Consider the following 14,932-nt stretch of genomic DNA (forward strand, 5'->3'; position numbering starts at 1 on the left):
AGCAGGCTCACTCCTACAGGGGTACGCATTCCAAATGTAGGAGTGAGCCTGCTCGCGATAGCTGTTTGATTGCCTCTGCGGACCCAGCGGTTTACTTCTTCTCTGTATCCGCGACTTGCGGCACTTGCGGCAGCGCCGCGCCTTTAGGCCAGAGCATCCAGATCTGGCCTTGTTGTTTCATATCCCCGGCCAGTTGCCCGGCCGCATCACCGGTGCCCCAGAACAAATCCGCACGGACTTCGCCGGCAATCGCGCCGCCGGTGTCCTGTGCCGCGACCGGACGCACCAGCGGCGTGCCATCGGGACGCGTGGTCGACAGCCACAACAGGCTGCCCAACGGAATCACTTTGCGATCCACCGCCGCGCTGTAGCCTGCGGTCAACGGCACGTTCAGCGAGCCGCGCGGCCCTTCGTTGCTGTCCGGGTTGCGGGTGAAGAACACATAGCTCGGGTTGCTGCCCAGCAGTTCCGGAATACGCGAAGGGTTGGCCTTGGCCCAGTTGCTGATGGCGCTCATGGTCACGTCTTCTTTCTTCAGCTCGCCTTGCTCGACCAGCCAGCGGCCGATCGGCCGGTACGGGTGGCCGTTCTGGTCGGCGTAGGCGATGCGCAGCTGTTTGCCATCCTCTGTCTGGATCCGGCCGGAACCCTGGATTTGCAAAAATTGCAGATTCATCGGGTCGGTCAGGTAAGCCACCACCGGCGCGTTCACGCCTTTGGATTCGATGGTCGCCGCATCGTCGTAAGGCTTGAGTACGCGTCCTTCGAGGCGTCCGCGCAGGCGCTTGCCCTTCAGCTCCGGGTAAATGCTGTCCAGCGAGACGATGATCATGTCTTCGGGCACGCCGTACACCGGCACGTTCGCCGTTTCGGTTGGCGTCAGGCTGCCGGGGTAGACCGGTTCATAGTAGCCGGTGATCAGGCCATTGGGGTTGTCGTGCTCGGCACGCAGGCCGTAGACATCAAGGTTTTGTTTGAGGAATGCGCGAATTTCTTCGGCATCCTGCGGCACATTGACCGCTGCGGCGCAGGTCGGCCCCCAGACCGCATCGGCTTTGAGGCGCGTGCATGCGCTGCGCCATGAGCCGAAACCGGCAACCAGGTCGTTGTCGGATACCGTCGGCAGGGCTTCCCACGTTGCACTGGAATAGGTGGCCAGCGCATGGGTTGTCGGCTTGGCGCTGTCGCCGCCGGTGCAGCCGGCGAGAACCGCCAGCAGGGGAAGGGTGGCGATCAGCGGGTGACGCCAAGCCTTGAGACGGCTGTTCATGGAGTGATTCCTGTGCCGGTTACCCGAGTGCTCCCTGCGCTCCGGCAACCCGTATTTTTAATAGGGCTATTGGTGTTTGGCGGTGACGCGAGGATACTGGCCGCCGATTTCCGTGACCTGAAGCCACCATGACGCTTAAAAGAATTGCTGTTGTATTGCTGGCCTGCCTGAGCTTGTCCGCCTGTGGCGGCGTCGATCCGAATTCCCCGCTGGGCCAGCGCAAGGCCATCTTCAAACAGATGCTCAAGACCAGCGAAGAGCTGGGTGGCATGTTGCGCGGACGCATTCCGTTCGACGGGCCGAAATTTGCCGAAGGTGCGGTCAAGCTTGATGCCTTGTCCCATGAACCGTGGAAGCATTTCCCGCAGGTGCGTGAGGAAGACCACACCAGTGCCACCGACGATGTCTGGCGCAAGCAGGCACAGTTTCAGAAAATGGCCCGCGCTCTTGAAGCGGCCACTGGCGAATTGGTGGTCGCCAGCCGGGTTCAACCGTACAAGGCCAGCAATCTCGGGCCGGCGGTGCAGAAAGTTGAAGATGCCTGCAGTGCTTGCCATAAACAGTTTCGCGATCATTGATTCCTGACGCTGCTGAGTACCTTGTGGCGAGGGGATTTATCCCCGATGGGCTGCGAAGCAGCCCCAAAACCATACAACCGAGTTTTTTCAGTCAGACGCGACTAGCCGAATTTGCGACGGCTTCGCCGCCGGACGGGGATAAATCCCCTCGCTACAGGGGCTTCGGTCACTTGTCGATCTGGTCCAGCGCTTCCTGCAGTTCCTTGCGCGACTCGGCCAGCTTCTCCTTGCGCTTGTTGATCTTCTCCGGATCGCCTTTCTTCATGGCTTTGTCGAGATCGGCCTGACGCTGGCTCACCTCATGCTTGGCCTCAAGCACTTTGTTTTCGCGTTCTTTCTTCAGACCGGCGTCGGTGCAGTGCTCGGTCACTTCACGCAGCGCGGTTTCCAGGCCTGCCTGCTGCTCCGGGTTGCCGCGCGACTTGGCCTGTTCGATCTGATTGATGATGCCCTGCTTCTTGGCCGCGCAGCCGGTCAGGCCCGGGCCGTCTTCTTCCGCCATTACCGGGGCGGCCATTACGCCGCAAAGGGTCAGCAGGGCGAGCGGTGTGAGAAATTTCATAAGAGCTCCATGTGCAAAGGCAATCGGCTGGTCAGGCACTGCGCAGTTGGAGCGCCTTGTCCGCCGTGGGTTCCCGGCGTGCCGGGCGTGCATGTTCAGAAACCGTCGATTCCGGCGGCGTGTAAGGTTTCGCTCAAGGCCAGCACCTGCGGATCGCGCAGGAATGCACGCAATTGCGCCGCGCGCCCCGGGCCGATGCCGGCTTCTGCCTGCCATTGTTCGGTGTCACGTTGTACCAGCGCCTGCCACGAATCGGGGAGTCGGGCCTGCCCGGTTGGTGGCAGGCCCAGCGCTTTCAACCATTGAGCGAACGGCTGTTGCCGGGCGCTGTGAAAACTGTGCATCAGACGCGCGCTGCTGCGCTCGCCGAAGCCGGCAATGTTAGCAAGCTCTGGCGCATCGAGGGTCAACCAATCCAGCAGGTTGTTCAGACGGCCTGTTTCGAGAAGTTTCTCCCAGGTGCCGTGCCCGACATGCGGCATGGCCAGGCCCTGCTTGCCACTGAGCCAGGTCAGGCGCGCGAGAAACTGGGTCTCACATCCGGGCGTCGGTTGCCAGCAGCTCAAGGCGTGGTAGTCACTGGCGCCGGGGACGAAGAGATCGGCTCGCTCGCTGGCGCGCAGCACCACGCTGTCGAGTCGCGGGATGGTCAGGCCGGCCAGGCTGATTGCCACCTGATCGCCAGGACGCGCGTCGAGTGTCAGCCAGCGTTTTAGCGAGCTGACGCTGACTCGTCTGATTTCACGATCGTCCAGCTTGACCGGCACAAGCTCCAGCACCGGGGTGATACGTCCGGTTCGGCCGACTTTGAAGTGCACCTTGCGCACTTCAGCCAGCGCCTGGGCAAACGGATATTTCCAGGCGATCGCCCAGTACGGTGCGCGTGCCTGCCAGCGTTCGGCGGGCGGGCGCTGATTCTGGCGCAGCACCACACCGTCACTGGCGAACGGCAACGGTGAGTGATACCAGTGCTCGCGCCATTTTTGCACATCGGCAAACTCGCGGATCGGATGGGTGTACGGCTCGGTCGTGGCGAACCCCAGCGCCGCCAGTGCGGACAATCGCTCAGGCAGATTTGAAGGGCCCTGCGGCCAGTCCCAGACGAACAGGCCGATCCCGGCGGCGTCTTCGGCCGCGAGGAATTTTCGCCCCATCAGACCTGCAACCGTCGCGCGGGCATTGACGCTGCCCGATTGCGCCTGCACATGGTCGTTCAGTCGCCAGTAGAGCTCGCCCTGCACCAGCAGGTCTTGTGGCTGCGTCAGCCGTTGTGGAATGGCAGCGATCCTGTGCGCGGAGACGGTCCAGTCCTGGCCGCTGACACCGTCACCGCGACTGATGGCCTGCTGCAATACTCCCTGGCGATAGATCAGCGTGATCGCAACGCCGTCGACTTTGGGTTGCGCCCAGACGTCTCGGCGATCACGCAGCCAGCGATCCACCTCCTCGGCTTTATGGAGTTTATCCAGGCCGGTGTGTGGGGTCGGGTGTACAACCGAGCCTGACGCCGTGCGCAAAGGCTGCTCTGATGAGGGTTGTTGGAAGCATTTGCGCCATTCGCTCAGCCGCGACAGGGCCTGGTCGTAAAGTTCGTCGGCGACCAGTGAGCGGCCTTCGCGGTGGTAGGCGTCGTTCCATTGGTCGATCTGGTTTTGCAGGGTGGTGATTTCCTTTTGCGCTTTGAGAGCGGTCCAGTCCGGACAGTCGGCGAAGGTCGGGAGGGCAATAACAGAAAGCAGCAAGACAAGCAGCGAGCGCATAGTGAGCATCCTTGCTCAGGGAAAGTTCTTGAAGGCTAGTCAGGATTTTGAGCGAAGGCGGCTGGGTGTTTTGCGGGGTATTTCGTTACATTAAAGTCAAGATATCGTCCGAACGCGGCCCGAGCCTTCGACCTTGAATCCATAAAAAAGCCCCGCACGGCGCGAACCGTGCGGGGCTTTTATGCAGCCAGGGAATTACAGGCCAGCGGCAGAACGCAGGGCGTCGGCGCGGTCGGTTTTTTCCCAGGTGAACGTGGTGAAGCTGTCTTCACCAACGGTCTTGGTCTGCGGCGCACGGCCGAAGTGGCCGTAGGCTGCGGTTTCCTGGTACATCGGGTGCAGCAGGTCGAGCATGGTGGTGATTGCGTAAGGACGCAGGTCGAACACTTCACGCACCAGTTTGATGATCTTGTCATCGCTGATCTTGCCGGTGCCGAAGGTATTCAGCGAGATCGAGGTAGGCTGGGCCACACCGATCGCGTAGGAAACCTGAATCTCGCAGCGCTCGGCCAGGCCGGCCGCGACGATGTTCTTGGCAACGTAACGGCCAGCGTAGGCAGCCGAACGGTCAACCTTCGATGGATCCTTGCCGGAGAATGCGCCGCCACCGTGACGGGCCATGCCGCCGTAGCTGTCGACGATGATCTTGCGACCGGTCAGACCGCAGTCACCTACCGGACCGCCGATGATGAACTGGCCCGTCGGGTTGATGTGGAACTGGGTGTCCTTGCTCAGCAGTTCGGCAGGCAGTACGTGCTTGACGATCAGCTCCATCACGCCTTCGCGCAGGTCTTTATACGACACTTCAGGGTTGTGCTGGGTCGACAGAACCACGGCGTCGATACCGACCACCTTGCCGCCTTCGTAACGGCAGGTCACTTGCGACTTGGCGTCCGGACGCAGCCAAGGCAGCAGGCCCGACTTGCGCGCTTCGGCCTGGCGCTGCACCAGTTGATGCGAGAAGGTGATCGGTGCTGGCATCAGCACGTCGGTTTCGTTGCTGGCGTAGCCGAACATCAGGCCCTGGTCGCCGGCGCCCTGATCTTCAGGTTTGGCACGGTCAACACCCTGGTTGATGTCGGGGGACTGCTTGCCGATGATGTTCATCACGCCGCAGGTCGCGCCGTCGAAGCCGACTTCGGAGCTGGTGTAACCGATGTCGCAGATCACGTCACGAACGATCTGCTCCAGGTCGACCCAGGCGCTGGTGGTCACTTCACCGGCAACAATGGCCACGCCGGTCTTGACCAGAGTTTCCACAGCCACGCGGGCGTGTTTGTCCTGGGCAATAATGGCGTCCAGCACCGCATCGGAAATCTGGTCGGCGATTTTGTCCGGATGTCCTTCAGACACGGACTCGGAGGTGAAGAGGGAGTATTCGCTCATCTCGATGTTTTCCTGAATTTACCGATGGTGAGTGTCGCCAGCCGGTCGCTGAAAGTGGCGAACCTGAATCTGGAAACCATTACGTAAGCCTACATAGAGGCTTTCCCCGGGAACGAGTCCCGCAGCGGTGGCCCAACGGGCCAGATCGTCCTGTTCAAACCCCAACCAAAGATCACCGCAGGCCTCCCTGGCCCAACTCTGGTTGTGGCTACATAACTCTGTCACGAGCAGGCTACCGCCCGGTTGCAGCAGGTCGGCCATGTGCCTGAGCGCATCGGCCGGGGCGGCGAAATGGTGCAGCACCATGTTCAACACCACGCAATCGGCCTGAAGGCTTGAGCCATTCAATGCATCGGCCAGTTGCAGGCTGACGTTAGCCAGCTGTTCACGTTCGCAGACCTGACGCGCCAGTTCGAGCATCGCCGGGCTGTTGTCCAGTGCCGTCACTGCGTGGAAGCGGCGCGCCAGTTCGGGCAGAAAAGCGCCGTCACCGGGGCCGACTTCGATGGCCGTGGCAGCGCCATTGAAATTCAGCTTGTCGAGCAGGGCCAGCACGCTATCGCGGTACTGCGGCAGGCCGGCGATCAAATCCTGCTGGGCACGGAATTTCTCCGCAACCCGGGCGAAAAAGTCCTGACTGGCGGCTGCACGTTGCCCATGGACCTGCTCGATCCGTGATTGCACGTCATCCGGCAAAGCCAGATTGTCGACTTCTTCTAACAATGCAGCATGCAATTTGCCGCCGAGCAATTCGGTGTGCGGAAGGGCGCGGCGGTAAAAAATCGCGTTGCCTTCACGGCGTGTCGCTACCAGATCGGCTTGCGCCAGCACTTTAAGGTGATGACTCATGCCCGACTGGCCAATGGCGAAAATCTGCGCCAGCTCCAATACACCAAACGAATCGTTGGCCAGCGCGCGCAAGACATTCAGCCGCAGCGGATCGCCGCCGGCCTTGCACAGGGCCGCCAGCTCGTCGCAATCGTCGTGGCGAATGGAAGGCACGCGTAAATTCATAGGGCCGCAGTCTAGTGACGGCGAGAAAGCATCGCAAGGGCAATATCAAAAAGTTTTGATATTGCTCGATAAATGGCACTTCTCACGAAACGGTTAACTCTACAAACCGGTAGCGGAAAGGTTTCACCTGTCGAAACCGTCGCCAACCATGGGAAAAACGCCTGCCGATGACTATCTGTCATTGCCCCGAGGCGCATGGGTGAGGGAAAATGCCCTCCTTTTTTCCGTTTCAATCTATTCACACCCAGGAGATCAGCGATGCCTAGCCGTCGTGAGCGTGCCAACGCCATTCGTGCCCTCAGCATGGATGCCGTGCAAAAAGCCAACAGCGGCCATCCCGGTGCCCCCATGGGTATGGCAGATATCGCCGAAGTGCTTTGGCGCGACTACCTCAAGCACAACCCGAGCAACCCATCGTTCGCCGACCGTGACCGCTTCGTGCTGTCCAACGGTCACGGTTCGATGTTGATCTACTCGCTGCTGCACCTGACCGGTTACGACCTGTCGATCGACGACCTCAAGCAGTTCCGTCAATTGCACAGCCGCACCCCGGGCCACCCGGAATTCGGCTACACCCCGGGCGTCGAAACCACCACCGGCCCGCTGGGTCAGGGGCTGGCCAACGCCGTCGGTTTCGCGCTGGCTGAAAAAGTCATGGGCGCGCAGTTCAACCGTCCTGGTCATAACATCGTTGATCACCACACCTACGTGTTTCTCGGTGATGGCTGCATGATGGAAGGCATTTCCCACGAAGTCGCGTCCCTGGCCGGCACGCTGGGCCTGGGCAAGCTGATCGCCTTCTACGATGACAACGGCATTTCCATCGACGGCGAAGTCGAAGGCTGGTTCACCGATGACACGCCGAAGCGTTTCGAAGCCTACAACTGGCAGGTCATCCGCAACGTCGACGGCCACGATCCTGAAGAAATCAAGACCGCCATCGAAACCGCGCGCAAGAGCGCGCAGCCGACGCTGATCTGCTGCAAGACCACCATCGGTTTCGGCTCGCCGAACAAGCAGGGCAAGGAAGATTGCCACGGCGCCCCGTTGGGTGACGCGGAAATCGCCCTGACCCGCCAGGCGCTGAACTGGAACTACGGCCCGTTCGAAATCCCGGCCGAGATCTATGCCGAGTGGGACGCCAAGGACAAAGGTCGCGCCGCTGAAGCCGAGTGGGACCAGCGTTTCGCTGCCTACTCCGCAGCGTTCCCGACCGAAGCCAATGAGCTGATCCGTCGCCTGAGCGGTGATCTGCCGGCCGACTTCTCGGAAAAAGCCTCGGCCTACATCGCTGAAGTCGCGGCCAAGGGCGAAACCATCGCCAGCCGCAAAGCCAGCCAGAACACCCTCAATGCGTTCGGCCCGCTGCTGCCGGAAATGCTCGGTGGTTCGGCTGACCTGGCCGGCTCCAACCTGACCTTGTGGAAAGGCTGCAAAGGCGTCAACGCTGAAGACGCGAGCGGCAACTATATGTATTACGGCGTGCGCGAGTTCGGCATGACCGCAATCATGAACGGCGTTGCCCTGCACGGCGGTCTGGTGCCTTACGGCGCGACCTTCCTGATGTTCATGGAGTACGCGCGCAACGCGGTGCGCATGTCGGCACTGATGAAGAAGCGCGTGATCCACGTCTACACCCACGACTCCATCGGTCTGGGCGAAGACGGCCCGACGCACCAGCCGATCGAGCAATTGACCAGCCTGCGCAGCACACCGAACCTCGACACCTGGCGTCCTGCTGATGCCGTGGAATCGGCGGTGGCCTGGAAAAACGCCCTGGAGCGCAAGGACGGCCCGTCGGCGCTGATCTTCTCGCGGCAGAACCTGCAGCACCAGGAACGTGATGCCGGCCAGATTGCCAACATCAGCCGTGGTGGTTACGTACTCAAGGACTGCGCAGGCGAGCCTGAGCTGATCCTGATCGCCACCGGTTCGGAAGTCGGTCTGGCCGTTCAGGCCTTCGACAAACTGACCGAACAGGGCCGCAAGGTGCGCGTGGTGTCGATGCCATGCACCAGCGCGTTCGATGCTCAGGATGCGGAATACAAGCAGGCGGTGCTGCCGTTGCAGGTCAGCGCACGTATCGCCATCGAAGCGGCCCACGCCGACTTCTGGTTCAAGTACGTGGGCCTGGAAGGTCGCGTGATCGGCATGACCACCTACGGTGAGTCGGCGCCGGCTTCGGCACTGTTCGAAGAGTTCGGCTTTACCCTGGAAAACATCCTCGGTCAGGCTGAAGAGCTGCTGGAAGACTAAATCTGACAGTTGTGTTGTCCGGGCTGACGCCTTCGCGAGCAGGCTCGCTCCCACAGGGAAATGCATCCCAATGTGGGAGCGAGCCTGCTCGCGAAAGCGTTGGTTCAGGCAACATCGCAATGCCTGATTCACCACGGTAATCGAGAACCCCATGCCTCAACCGCGTCCCTACAAAGTTGCACTCAACGGCTACGGCCGCATTGGTCGTTGCGTCTTGCGGGCATTGTTCGAGCGAGGCGAAAAGGCCGGGTTTGAAATTGTCGCGATCAATGATCTGGCCGACATGGCCAGCATCGAATACCTGACACGCTTCGACTCCACTCACGGTCGCTTCCCTGGCGAGGTGCGTGTAGAGGGCGATTGTCTGCATATCAATGGCGATTGCGTGAAGGTTCTGCGCAGTGCCACCCCCGAAGGCATCGATTGGGCGTCTCTGGGCGCCGATCTGGTGCTTGAATGCTCCGGTGCCTATAACACCCGCGAAGACGGTCAGCGCTTTCTCGATGCAGGCGCGCCGCGGGTGTTGTTCTCGCAGCCGATGGCCAGCGAAGCGGATGTCGACGCCACCATCGTCTACGGCGTCAATCAGGACTGCCTGACCGGCGACGAGCTGCTGGTGTCCAACGCGTCCTGCACCACCAACTGCGGCGTGCCGCTGTTGCGCTTGCTGGACAAGGCGATTGGCCTGGATTACGTATCGATCACTACCATCCATTCGGCAATGAATGACCAACCGGTGATCGACGCCTATCATCACGAAGACCTGCGCCGCACCCGTTCGGCGTTTCAGTCGGTGATCCCGGTGTCCACCGGTCTGGCGCGCGGAATCGAGCGCCTGCTGCCGGAACTTGCCGGGCGAATTCAGGCCAAAGCCGTGCGCGTGCCGACCGTCAACGTGTCCTGCCTCGACATCACGATGCAAACCGCCACGGCGACGGATGCCAACGAGGTCAACCGGATCCTGCGCGAAGCCGCTAGCCACGGCCCGCTCAAAGGCCTGCTGGCCTACACCGAGTTGCCGCACGCCAGCTGTGATTTTAATCATGACCCACATTCGGCCATCGTCGATGCCAGTCAGACCCGCGTTTCCGGCCCACGGCTGGTGAACATCCTGGCCTGGTTCGACAACGAGTGGGGTTTTGCCAACCGAATGCTGGACGTTGCAGACCACTATCTGCAAACAGCAACTTCAAAAAAACCGTAGGAAGTGCGACCCATGACCGTGTTGAAGATGTCCGACCTCGATCTGCAAGGTAAGCGCGTATTGATCCGCGAAGACCTCAACGTCCCCGTCAAGGACGGAGTTGTCACCAGCGACGCGCGAATCCTGGCTTCGCTGCCGACCATCAAGCTGGCGTTGGAAAAAGGTGCGGCCGTGATGGTTTGCTCGCACCTTGGCCGTCCGACCGAAGGCGAGTTCTCGGCCGAGAACAGCCTCAAGCCTGTCGCCGACTACCTGAGCAAGGCCCTGGGCCGCGAAGTGCCGCTGGTGGCCGACTACCTGGGCGGCGTCGACGTCAAGGCCGGCGACATCGTGCTGTTCGAAAACGTGCGCTTCAACAAAGGCGAGAAAAAGAACGCCGACGAACTGTCCCAGCAATACGCGGCCCTGTGCGACGTGTTCGTGATGGACGCTTTCGGTACTGCTCACCGCGCCGAAGGTTCGACGCATGGTGTCGCCAAGTTCGCCAAAGTTGCTGCCGCTGGCCCGCTGCTGGCCGCTGAACTGGATGCGCTGGGCAAAGCCCTTGGCGCACCGGCCAAGCCAATGGCGGCCATCGTTGCCGGTTCCAAGGTGTCGACCAAACTCGACGTGCTGAACAGCCTGAGCCAGATCTGCGACCAACTGATCGTCGGCGGCGGCATCGCCAACACCTTCCTCGCTGCCGCGGGTCATCCGGTCGGCAAATCGCTGTACGAACCGGACCTGCTCGACACTGCGCGTGAAATCGCGGCCAAAGTCAGCGTGCCTTTGCCGGTTGACGTGGTGGTCGCCAAGGAATTTGCCGAAAGCGCCGAAGCCACCGTCAAGCTGATCGCCGACGTTGCGGCTGACGACATGATTCTGGACATCGGTCCGCAAACCGCGGCCAATTTCGCCGAACTGCTGAAATCGTCGAAAACCATTCTGTGGAACGGCCCGGTCGGCGTATTTGAATTCGACCAGTTCGGCAACGGCACCAAAGTGCTGGCCCAGGCCATCGCCGAAAGCTCGGCGTTTTCCATTGCCGGCGGTGGCGATACGCTGGCGGCCATCGATAAATATGGCGTGGCCGAGCAAATCTCCTACATTTCCACCGGTGGTGGCGCGTTCCTCGAATTCGTCGAGGGCAAGGTGCTGCCAGCGGTTGAAGTCCTGGAAAGCCGGGCCAAGGCCTGAGGCCGCCCGTTTGGCCAGGCAAAGGAGTGTTCACATGGTCAAGTCGTTAGCACTGTTGTTGCTGACCGGTACGCTGGTGGCCTGCGGGAGTAACCCGAAGGCCGAAGCCACGCCTGCACCGAGTGAGGCGCAGAAAGGCTGTTACCAGGCCGACTGGCAGGCCGAAACCAACCCGGTGCTGAACAAGCGCTCGGGGCCGGATGGCCTGGACAAATACGAGACGCAAACCCCGGTCAAGGAACATGGTTGTCCTTGACGGGTCTGACTCTTTAACTCAGGGCTGGCGGCGTGTGCTGTCAGTCGAGGAACACGGATGAAAGGCTTGATCGCCGTTGCGGCGTTGGCATTGTTGGGCGGTTGCGCGCAATTGAACCTGTTTCAGTCGTCGGCCCCGGCGGACAACTGGACGACCTGGACCTGCGACAGCCAGGCCAAGGTGTTGTGGCGTTACGCCGATGCCGGCCAGAAAGAAGTCGACGTTCGCCTCGGCGGCGGCGATCAGGTCTATCGCTTGAAAGAAGAACCGGGCGCCTCGGGCACGCTGTACAGCGACGGCATGCTGGCGTTTCACGTCAAGGGTGACGAAGGCCTGGTGTACTGGGTCGCCACCAATGACCTGATTGGCCGCGGTTGCAAAGCCGAATAATTGCGACACCGCAGGCCTAATGTAGGAGTGAGCCTGCTCGCGATAGCTATCTTGCAGTCAATATTGCAGCGACTGTCATACCGCTATCGCGAGCAGGCTCACTCCTACAGGGGATCTGTGCAGTTCTGAAGAATTTGCTTCATCGAATCACCAGACCGGGCCTCAACCCCCGATCTGCATTAACTTGAATAGCCGCCGCTCCGGCAGGCTGGTACGATCAACGACCCTCAACCGGGAGAAACACACACAATGGCACTTATCAGCATGCGCCAGATGCTGGACCACGCAGCCGAGTTCGGCTACGGCGTTCCAGCCTTCAACGTCAACAACCTTGAGCAGATGCGCGCCATCATGGAAGCCGCTGACAAGACTGACTCCCCGGTGATCGTCCAGGCTTCGGCCGGCGCCCGCAAATACGCCGGCGCGCCTTTCCTGCGTCACCTGATCCTGGCGGCGATCGAAGAATTCCCGCACATCCCGGTGTGCATGCACCAGGACCACGGCACCAGCCCTGACGTCTGCCAGCGCTCGATCCAGCTGGGCTTCAGCTCGGTGATGATGGACGGCTCGCTCGGCGAAGACGGCAAGACGCCGACCGACTACGACTACAACGTCCGCGTCACCCAACAAACCGTCGCTATGGCCCACGCCTGCGGCGTATCGGTAGAAGGCGAGCTGGGCTGCCTGGGTTCGCTGGAAACCGGCATGGCCGGTGAAGAAGACGGTATCGGCGCTGAAGGCGTTCTGGATCACAGCCAGATGCTGACCGACCCGGAAGAAGCCGCTGACTTCGTCAAGCGCACCCAGGTCGACGCCCTGGCCATCGCCATCGGCACCAGCCACGGCGCCTACAAGTTCACCAAGCCACCGACCGGCGACGTGCTGGCGATCGACCGCATCAAGGAAATCCACAAGCGCATTCCGAACACCCACCTGGTAATGCACGGTTCGTCCTCGGTGCCACAAGAGTGGCTGGCGATCATCAACCAGTACGGCGGCGACATCAAAGAAACCTACGGCGTACCGGTTGAAGAAATCGTCGAAGGCATCAAGCACGGCGTGCGCAAGGTCAACATCGACACCGACCTGCGCCTGGCGTCCACCGGTGCGATGCGTCGCCTGATGGCCACCAACCCGAGCGAATTCGACCCACGTAAATTCTTCGGCGCGACCGTGACTGCAATGCGTGACGTGTGTATCGCTCGTTACGAAGCGTTCGGTACTGCCGGTAATGCTTCGAAGATCAAGCCAATTTCGCTGGAAGCGATGTACCAGCGGTATCTGAAGGGTGAGTTGAACGCGAAGGTTAATTGAGCCTGGGTGTTGAGCTGATTTAAAAGAAACCCGCCGAGAGGCGGGTTTTTTGTGCTTCGGTGTTAGCCTCTTTCGAAGTTCATTTTGTAAGTTTTACCTACATTCGGACCTCCTGCGAGAACCTTAACAGTGCCGTCCAACTTATTATCGTTGCCGTCGGACGATTTCAAGCTGATGGTGAGTGAACTGTCGCCATGTCCATATTCATCTCCATCTGAGGCTTTTGCTTTTGCTTGAAGATTAAAAGACCTGGAACTCTTTGCGGTATAGCTCCCGGTGACTTTAAAGTTCAGCCCATAATAAATCATTTTTCCATTAATTAACTGTCCACCCTGTTGGCTTAAATCATCAAATGTAAGCGTGGCGGGATTGCTTTCACCTGTATCAGAGACGGCGCCTTGGAAAGTAAGCATTATCTTCTTTACCTTTTGCTCGCGATATTTAAGATCCGGGCTACGTGTAAGTCCGAAGTTGTTTTTTCGTAACGCGCTAATGAGGTTAAGTTGAAGGTGGTATTTTGTAACCTGATGGAAATGACAATTTTTTATAATTATTTGCGATGTTGTGCTCGGGTAATTCAAGAATCCGGTATAAGAGCGGGTGATTTAAATAGATTTGGCCCTATTTTTCCAAGCGTTGATTTTGAAGGTTACGAAACTATCCAAAAGTCAGAGAAAAGGGTGCTGCCGATTGCTCGATGGCATTGAAAACATGTGGCGCCTGTTCCCGATATTCAGAATAACGTTCAAGTACGGCTTCAACCGAGGCAAGCAATCGCTGAATTCGCTCCGCGGATTGCTCGATCTCACAAGTGTGCGCAAACTCAAGCAATCCTTGTCGCGAAGCAAACATTGATTTGTTACCTGCAAGATCCAATGCCAGAACATCTTCCGGAATATAAGCGGTTGTGTTGACGATGTCGTACGCCGGCGCCAGGCGTGCATCGCGTTGTGTAGGGTTGGAGTAGAGCAATCCGAAATTTTTCAGGTGAGCATCACCATTTCCGACAATACAGCTCAGGGCAACGCTGTCGAACAGTTGTTCAAGGGATGAGCGGCGATTTTCAGGCGGGCAGAACACGCGTATGGCCTTGGCGATTGCCGCATAACTTTTGCTGTATTTCTGATTGGCCGATAGCCCCATCAACACGGCCATGTCTTCGAAGCCAATCGGATTGAGCAAGTCGTCCCGGTCAAAGCGACGCATAACGAACAGCTTGGCATTATTGAGGAAAGGGGACGGATTTATTAAATTACCCTCTGTCCCCCTTCTATTTTGTGTAAGCGACCGCACTATTCCCAGGTCGCCCTCTAGAGCGCCGTGAGATCCGCATTCCCGTGCTTGTAGCGGTTAATGATAGCTTGGCGGCTAAATAAATCCGTCCACTTCATTGCTCTTTTATTGCTGTTTCAACTTAAATTAATGCCCACATACGAATTTAGTGATCTTGTTTGCGTTGTCGTACCATACCCACAGAGCATCTGATTTGTAATCCTTGGTCGTGATGCCGCTTGGCGCGACGCCGCGAACTTGTGCTGCGCCTGTCTGATTCATGTAGCTATCTAATGCTGCTTGAAACGCTGGGGAACTCGTAGGGGGAAGGCTGTTTCCGACTGCGTAAGAAACCAGTTGTGCATCGCACGCTGCAAATGCTTGAGTTGTCAGGCTTAGAAGCGAAACAGCAGCCCCTGTGATTAGCATGTTTTTGGTGATGTTGGTTCTGTACATTTTGGAACTCCTTGTCCGACGTGTAAAAAATTGGCTTG

14 protein-coding genes and 1 pseudogene are annotated in these 14,932 nt (G+C 59.3%); 7 read left to right on the forward strand and 8 right to left on the reverse strand.

Going from position 1 to position 14,932, the window contains the following annotated elements:
• Window positions 1-91: 91 nt before the first annotated feature.
• A complete protein-coding gene (locus tag HU765_RS24775; protein ID WP_186623572.1) occupies window positions 92-1,270 on the reverse strand; it encodes a murein transglycosylase A in 1,179 nt (392 codons plus the stop codon).
• A 128-nt stretch (window positions 1,271-1,398) separates the two neighbouring features.
• Here HU765_RS24775 and HU765_RS24780 point away from each other — a divergent pair, with 128 nt between their 5' ends.
• On the forward strand, window positions 1,399-1,848 hold the full coding sequence (locus HU765_RS24780; RefSeq protein WP_186623574.1) for a cytochrome c: 450 nt from the start codon (window positions 1,399-1,401) through the stop codon (window positions 1,846-1,848).
• A gap of 166 nt (window positions 1,849-2,014) precedes the next feature.
• Here the strand turns inward: HU765_RS24780 and HU765_RS24785 are convergent, their stop codons facing one another.
• The 4 genes from HU765_RS24785 to HU765_RS24800 form a co-directional block, all read right to left on the reverse strand.
• Window positions 2,015-2,410 (reverse strand): DUF1090 domain-containing protein, encoded by a 396-nt coding sequence (locus HU765_RS24785; RefSeq protein ID WP_186623576.1) that lies wholly within the window; start codon window positions 2,408-2,410, stop codon window positions 2,015-2,017.
• A 95-nt stretch (window positions 2,411-2,505) separates the two neighbouring features.
• Entirely contained in the window at window positions 2,506-4,179 is a 1,674-nt protein-coding gene (ligB, locus tag HU765_RS24790; RefSeq protein ID WP_186623578.1) for an NAD-dependent DNA ligase LigB, read from the reverse strand.
• Window positions 4,180-4,365: 186 nt separating this feature from the next.
• Window positions 4,366-5,556, reverse strand: coding sequence for a methionine adenosyltransferase (metK, locus tag HU765_RS24795; RefSeq protein WP_024014624.1), 1,191 nt, complete (start codon window positions 5,554-5,556; stop codon window positions 4,366-4,368).
• Between the two features lie 18 nt (window positions 5,557-5,574).
• Window positions 5,575-6,570 carry a metalloregulator ArsR/SmtB family transcription factor gene (locus tag HU765_RS24800; RefSeq protein WP_186623580.1) on the reverse strand — a complete coding sequence of 332 codons (996 nt, stop codon included), beginning with the start codon at window positions 6,568-6,570 and terminating at the stop codon, window positions 5,575-5,577.
• Between the two features lie 258 nt (window positions 6,571-6,828).
• Between HU765_RS24800 and tkt the strand changes: the two genes are divergently transcribed.
• The 6 genes from tkt (at window position 6,829) to fba (ending at window position 13,166) form a co-directional block, all read left to right on the forward strand.
• Complete coding sequence (gene tkt, locus HU765_RS24805) at window positions 6,829-8,826, forward strand: transketolase (RefSeq protein ID WP_186623581.1); 1,998 nt, start codon at window positions 6,829-6,831, stop codon at window positions 8,824-8,826.
• A gap of 151 nt (window positions 8,827-8,977) precedes the next feature.
• The gene (gene epd / locus HU765_RS24810; protein WP_186623583.1) at window positions 8,978-10,030 is read left to right on the forward strand and encodes an erythrose-4-phosphate dehydrogenase; all 1,053 of its coding nucleotides are present in this window, start codon (window positions 8,978-8,980) and stop codon (window positions 10,028-10,030) included.
• Between the two features lie 12 nt (window positions 10,031-10,042).
• Window positions 10,043-11,206 (forward strand): phosphoglycerate kinase, encoded by a 1,164-nt coding sequence (locus HU765_RS24815; protein WP_186623584.1) that lies wholly within the window; start codon window positions 10,043-10,045, stop codon window positions 11,204-11,206.
• Window positions 11,207-11,240: 34 nt separating this feature from the next.
• Complete coding sequence (locus HU765_RS24820) at window positions 11,241-11,462, forward strand: hypothetical protein (protein WP_186623585.1); 222 nt, start codon at window positions 11,241-11,243, stop codon at window positions 11,460-11,462.
• Between the two features lie 57 nt (window positions 11,463-11,519).
• Window positions 11,520-11,852: an MliC family protein gene (locus HU765_RS24825; RefSeq protein WP_071173874.1), complete on the forward strand. Its 333-nt coding sequence runs from the start codon at window positions 11,520-11,522 to the stop codon at window positions 11,850-11,852.
• Between the two features lie 249 nt (window positions 11,853-12,101).
• Complete coding sequence (gene fba, locus HU765_RS24830; protein ID WP_008081027.1) at window positions 12,102-13,166, forward strand: class II fructose-bisphosphate aldolase; 1,065 nt, start codon at window positions 12,102-12,104, stop codon at window positions 13,164-13,166.
• A 62-nt stretch (window positions 13,167-13,228) separates the two neighbouring features.
• Here the strand turns inward: fba and HU765_RS24835 are convergent, their stop codons facing one another.
• From HU765_RS24835 to HU765_RS24845, 3 genes and pseudogenes are all read right to left on the reverse strand, one after another.
• On the reverse strand, window positions 13,229-13,579 hold the full coding sequence (locus tag HU765_RS24835) for a hypothetical protein (protein ID WP_186623586.1): 351 nt from the start codon (window positions 13,577-13,579) through the stop codon (window positions 13,229-13,231).
• A gap of 244 nt (window positions 13,580-13,823) precedes the next feature.
• Window positions 13,824-14,399, reverse strand: a pseudogene (locus tag HU765_RS24840) (HipA domain-containing protein); the annotation flags it as partial.
• A 186-nt stretch (window positions 14,400-14,585) separates the two neighbouring features.
• The gene (locus HU765_RS24845; protein WP_186623587.1) at window positions 14,586-14,894 is read right to left on the reverse strand and encodes a hypothetical protein; all 309 of its coding nucleotides are present in this window, start codon (window positions 14,892-14,894) and stop codon (window positions 14,586-14,588) included.
• Between the last annotated feature and the right edge of the window lie 38 nt (window positions 14,895-14,932).

This window comes from Pseudomonas sp. SWRI81 (assembly GCF_014268545.1).
Classification (GTDB): Bacteria; Pseudomonadota; Gammaproteobacteria; order Pseudomonadales; family Pseudomonadaceae; genus Aquipseudomonas; species Aquipseudomonas hamedanensis.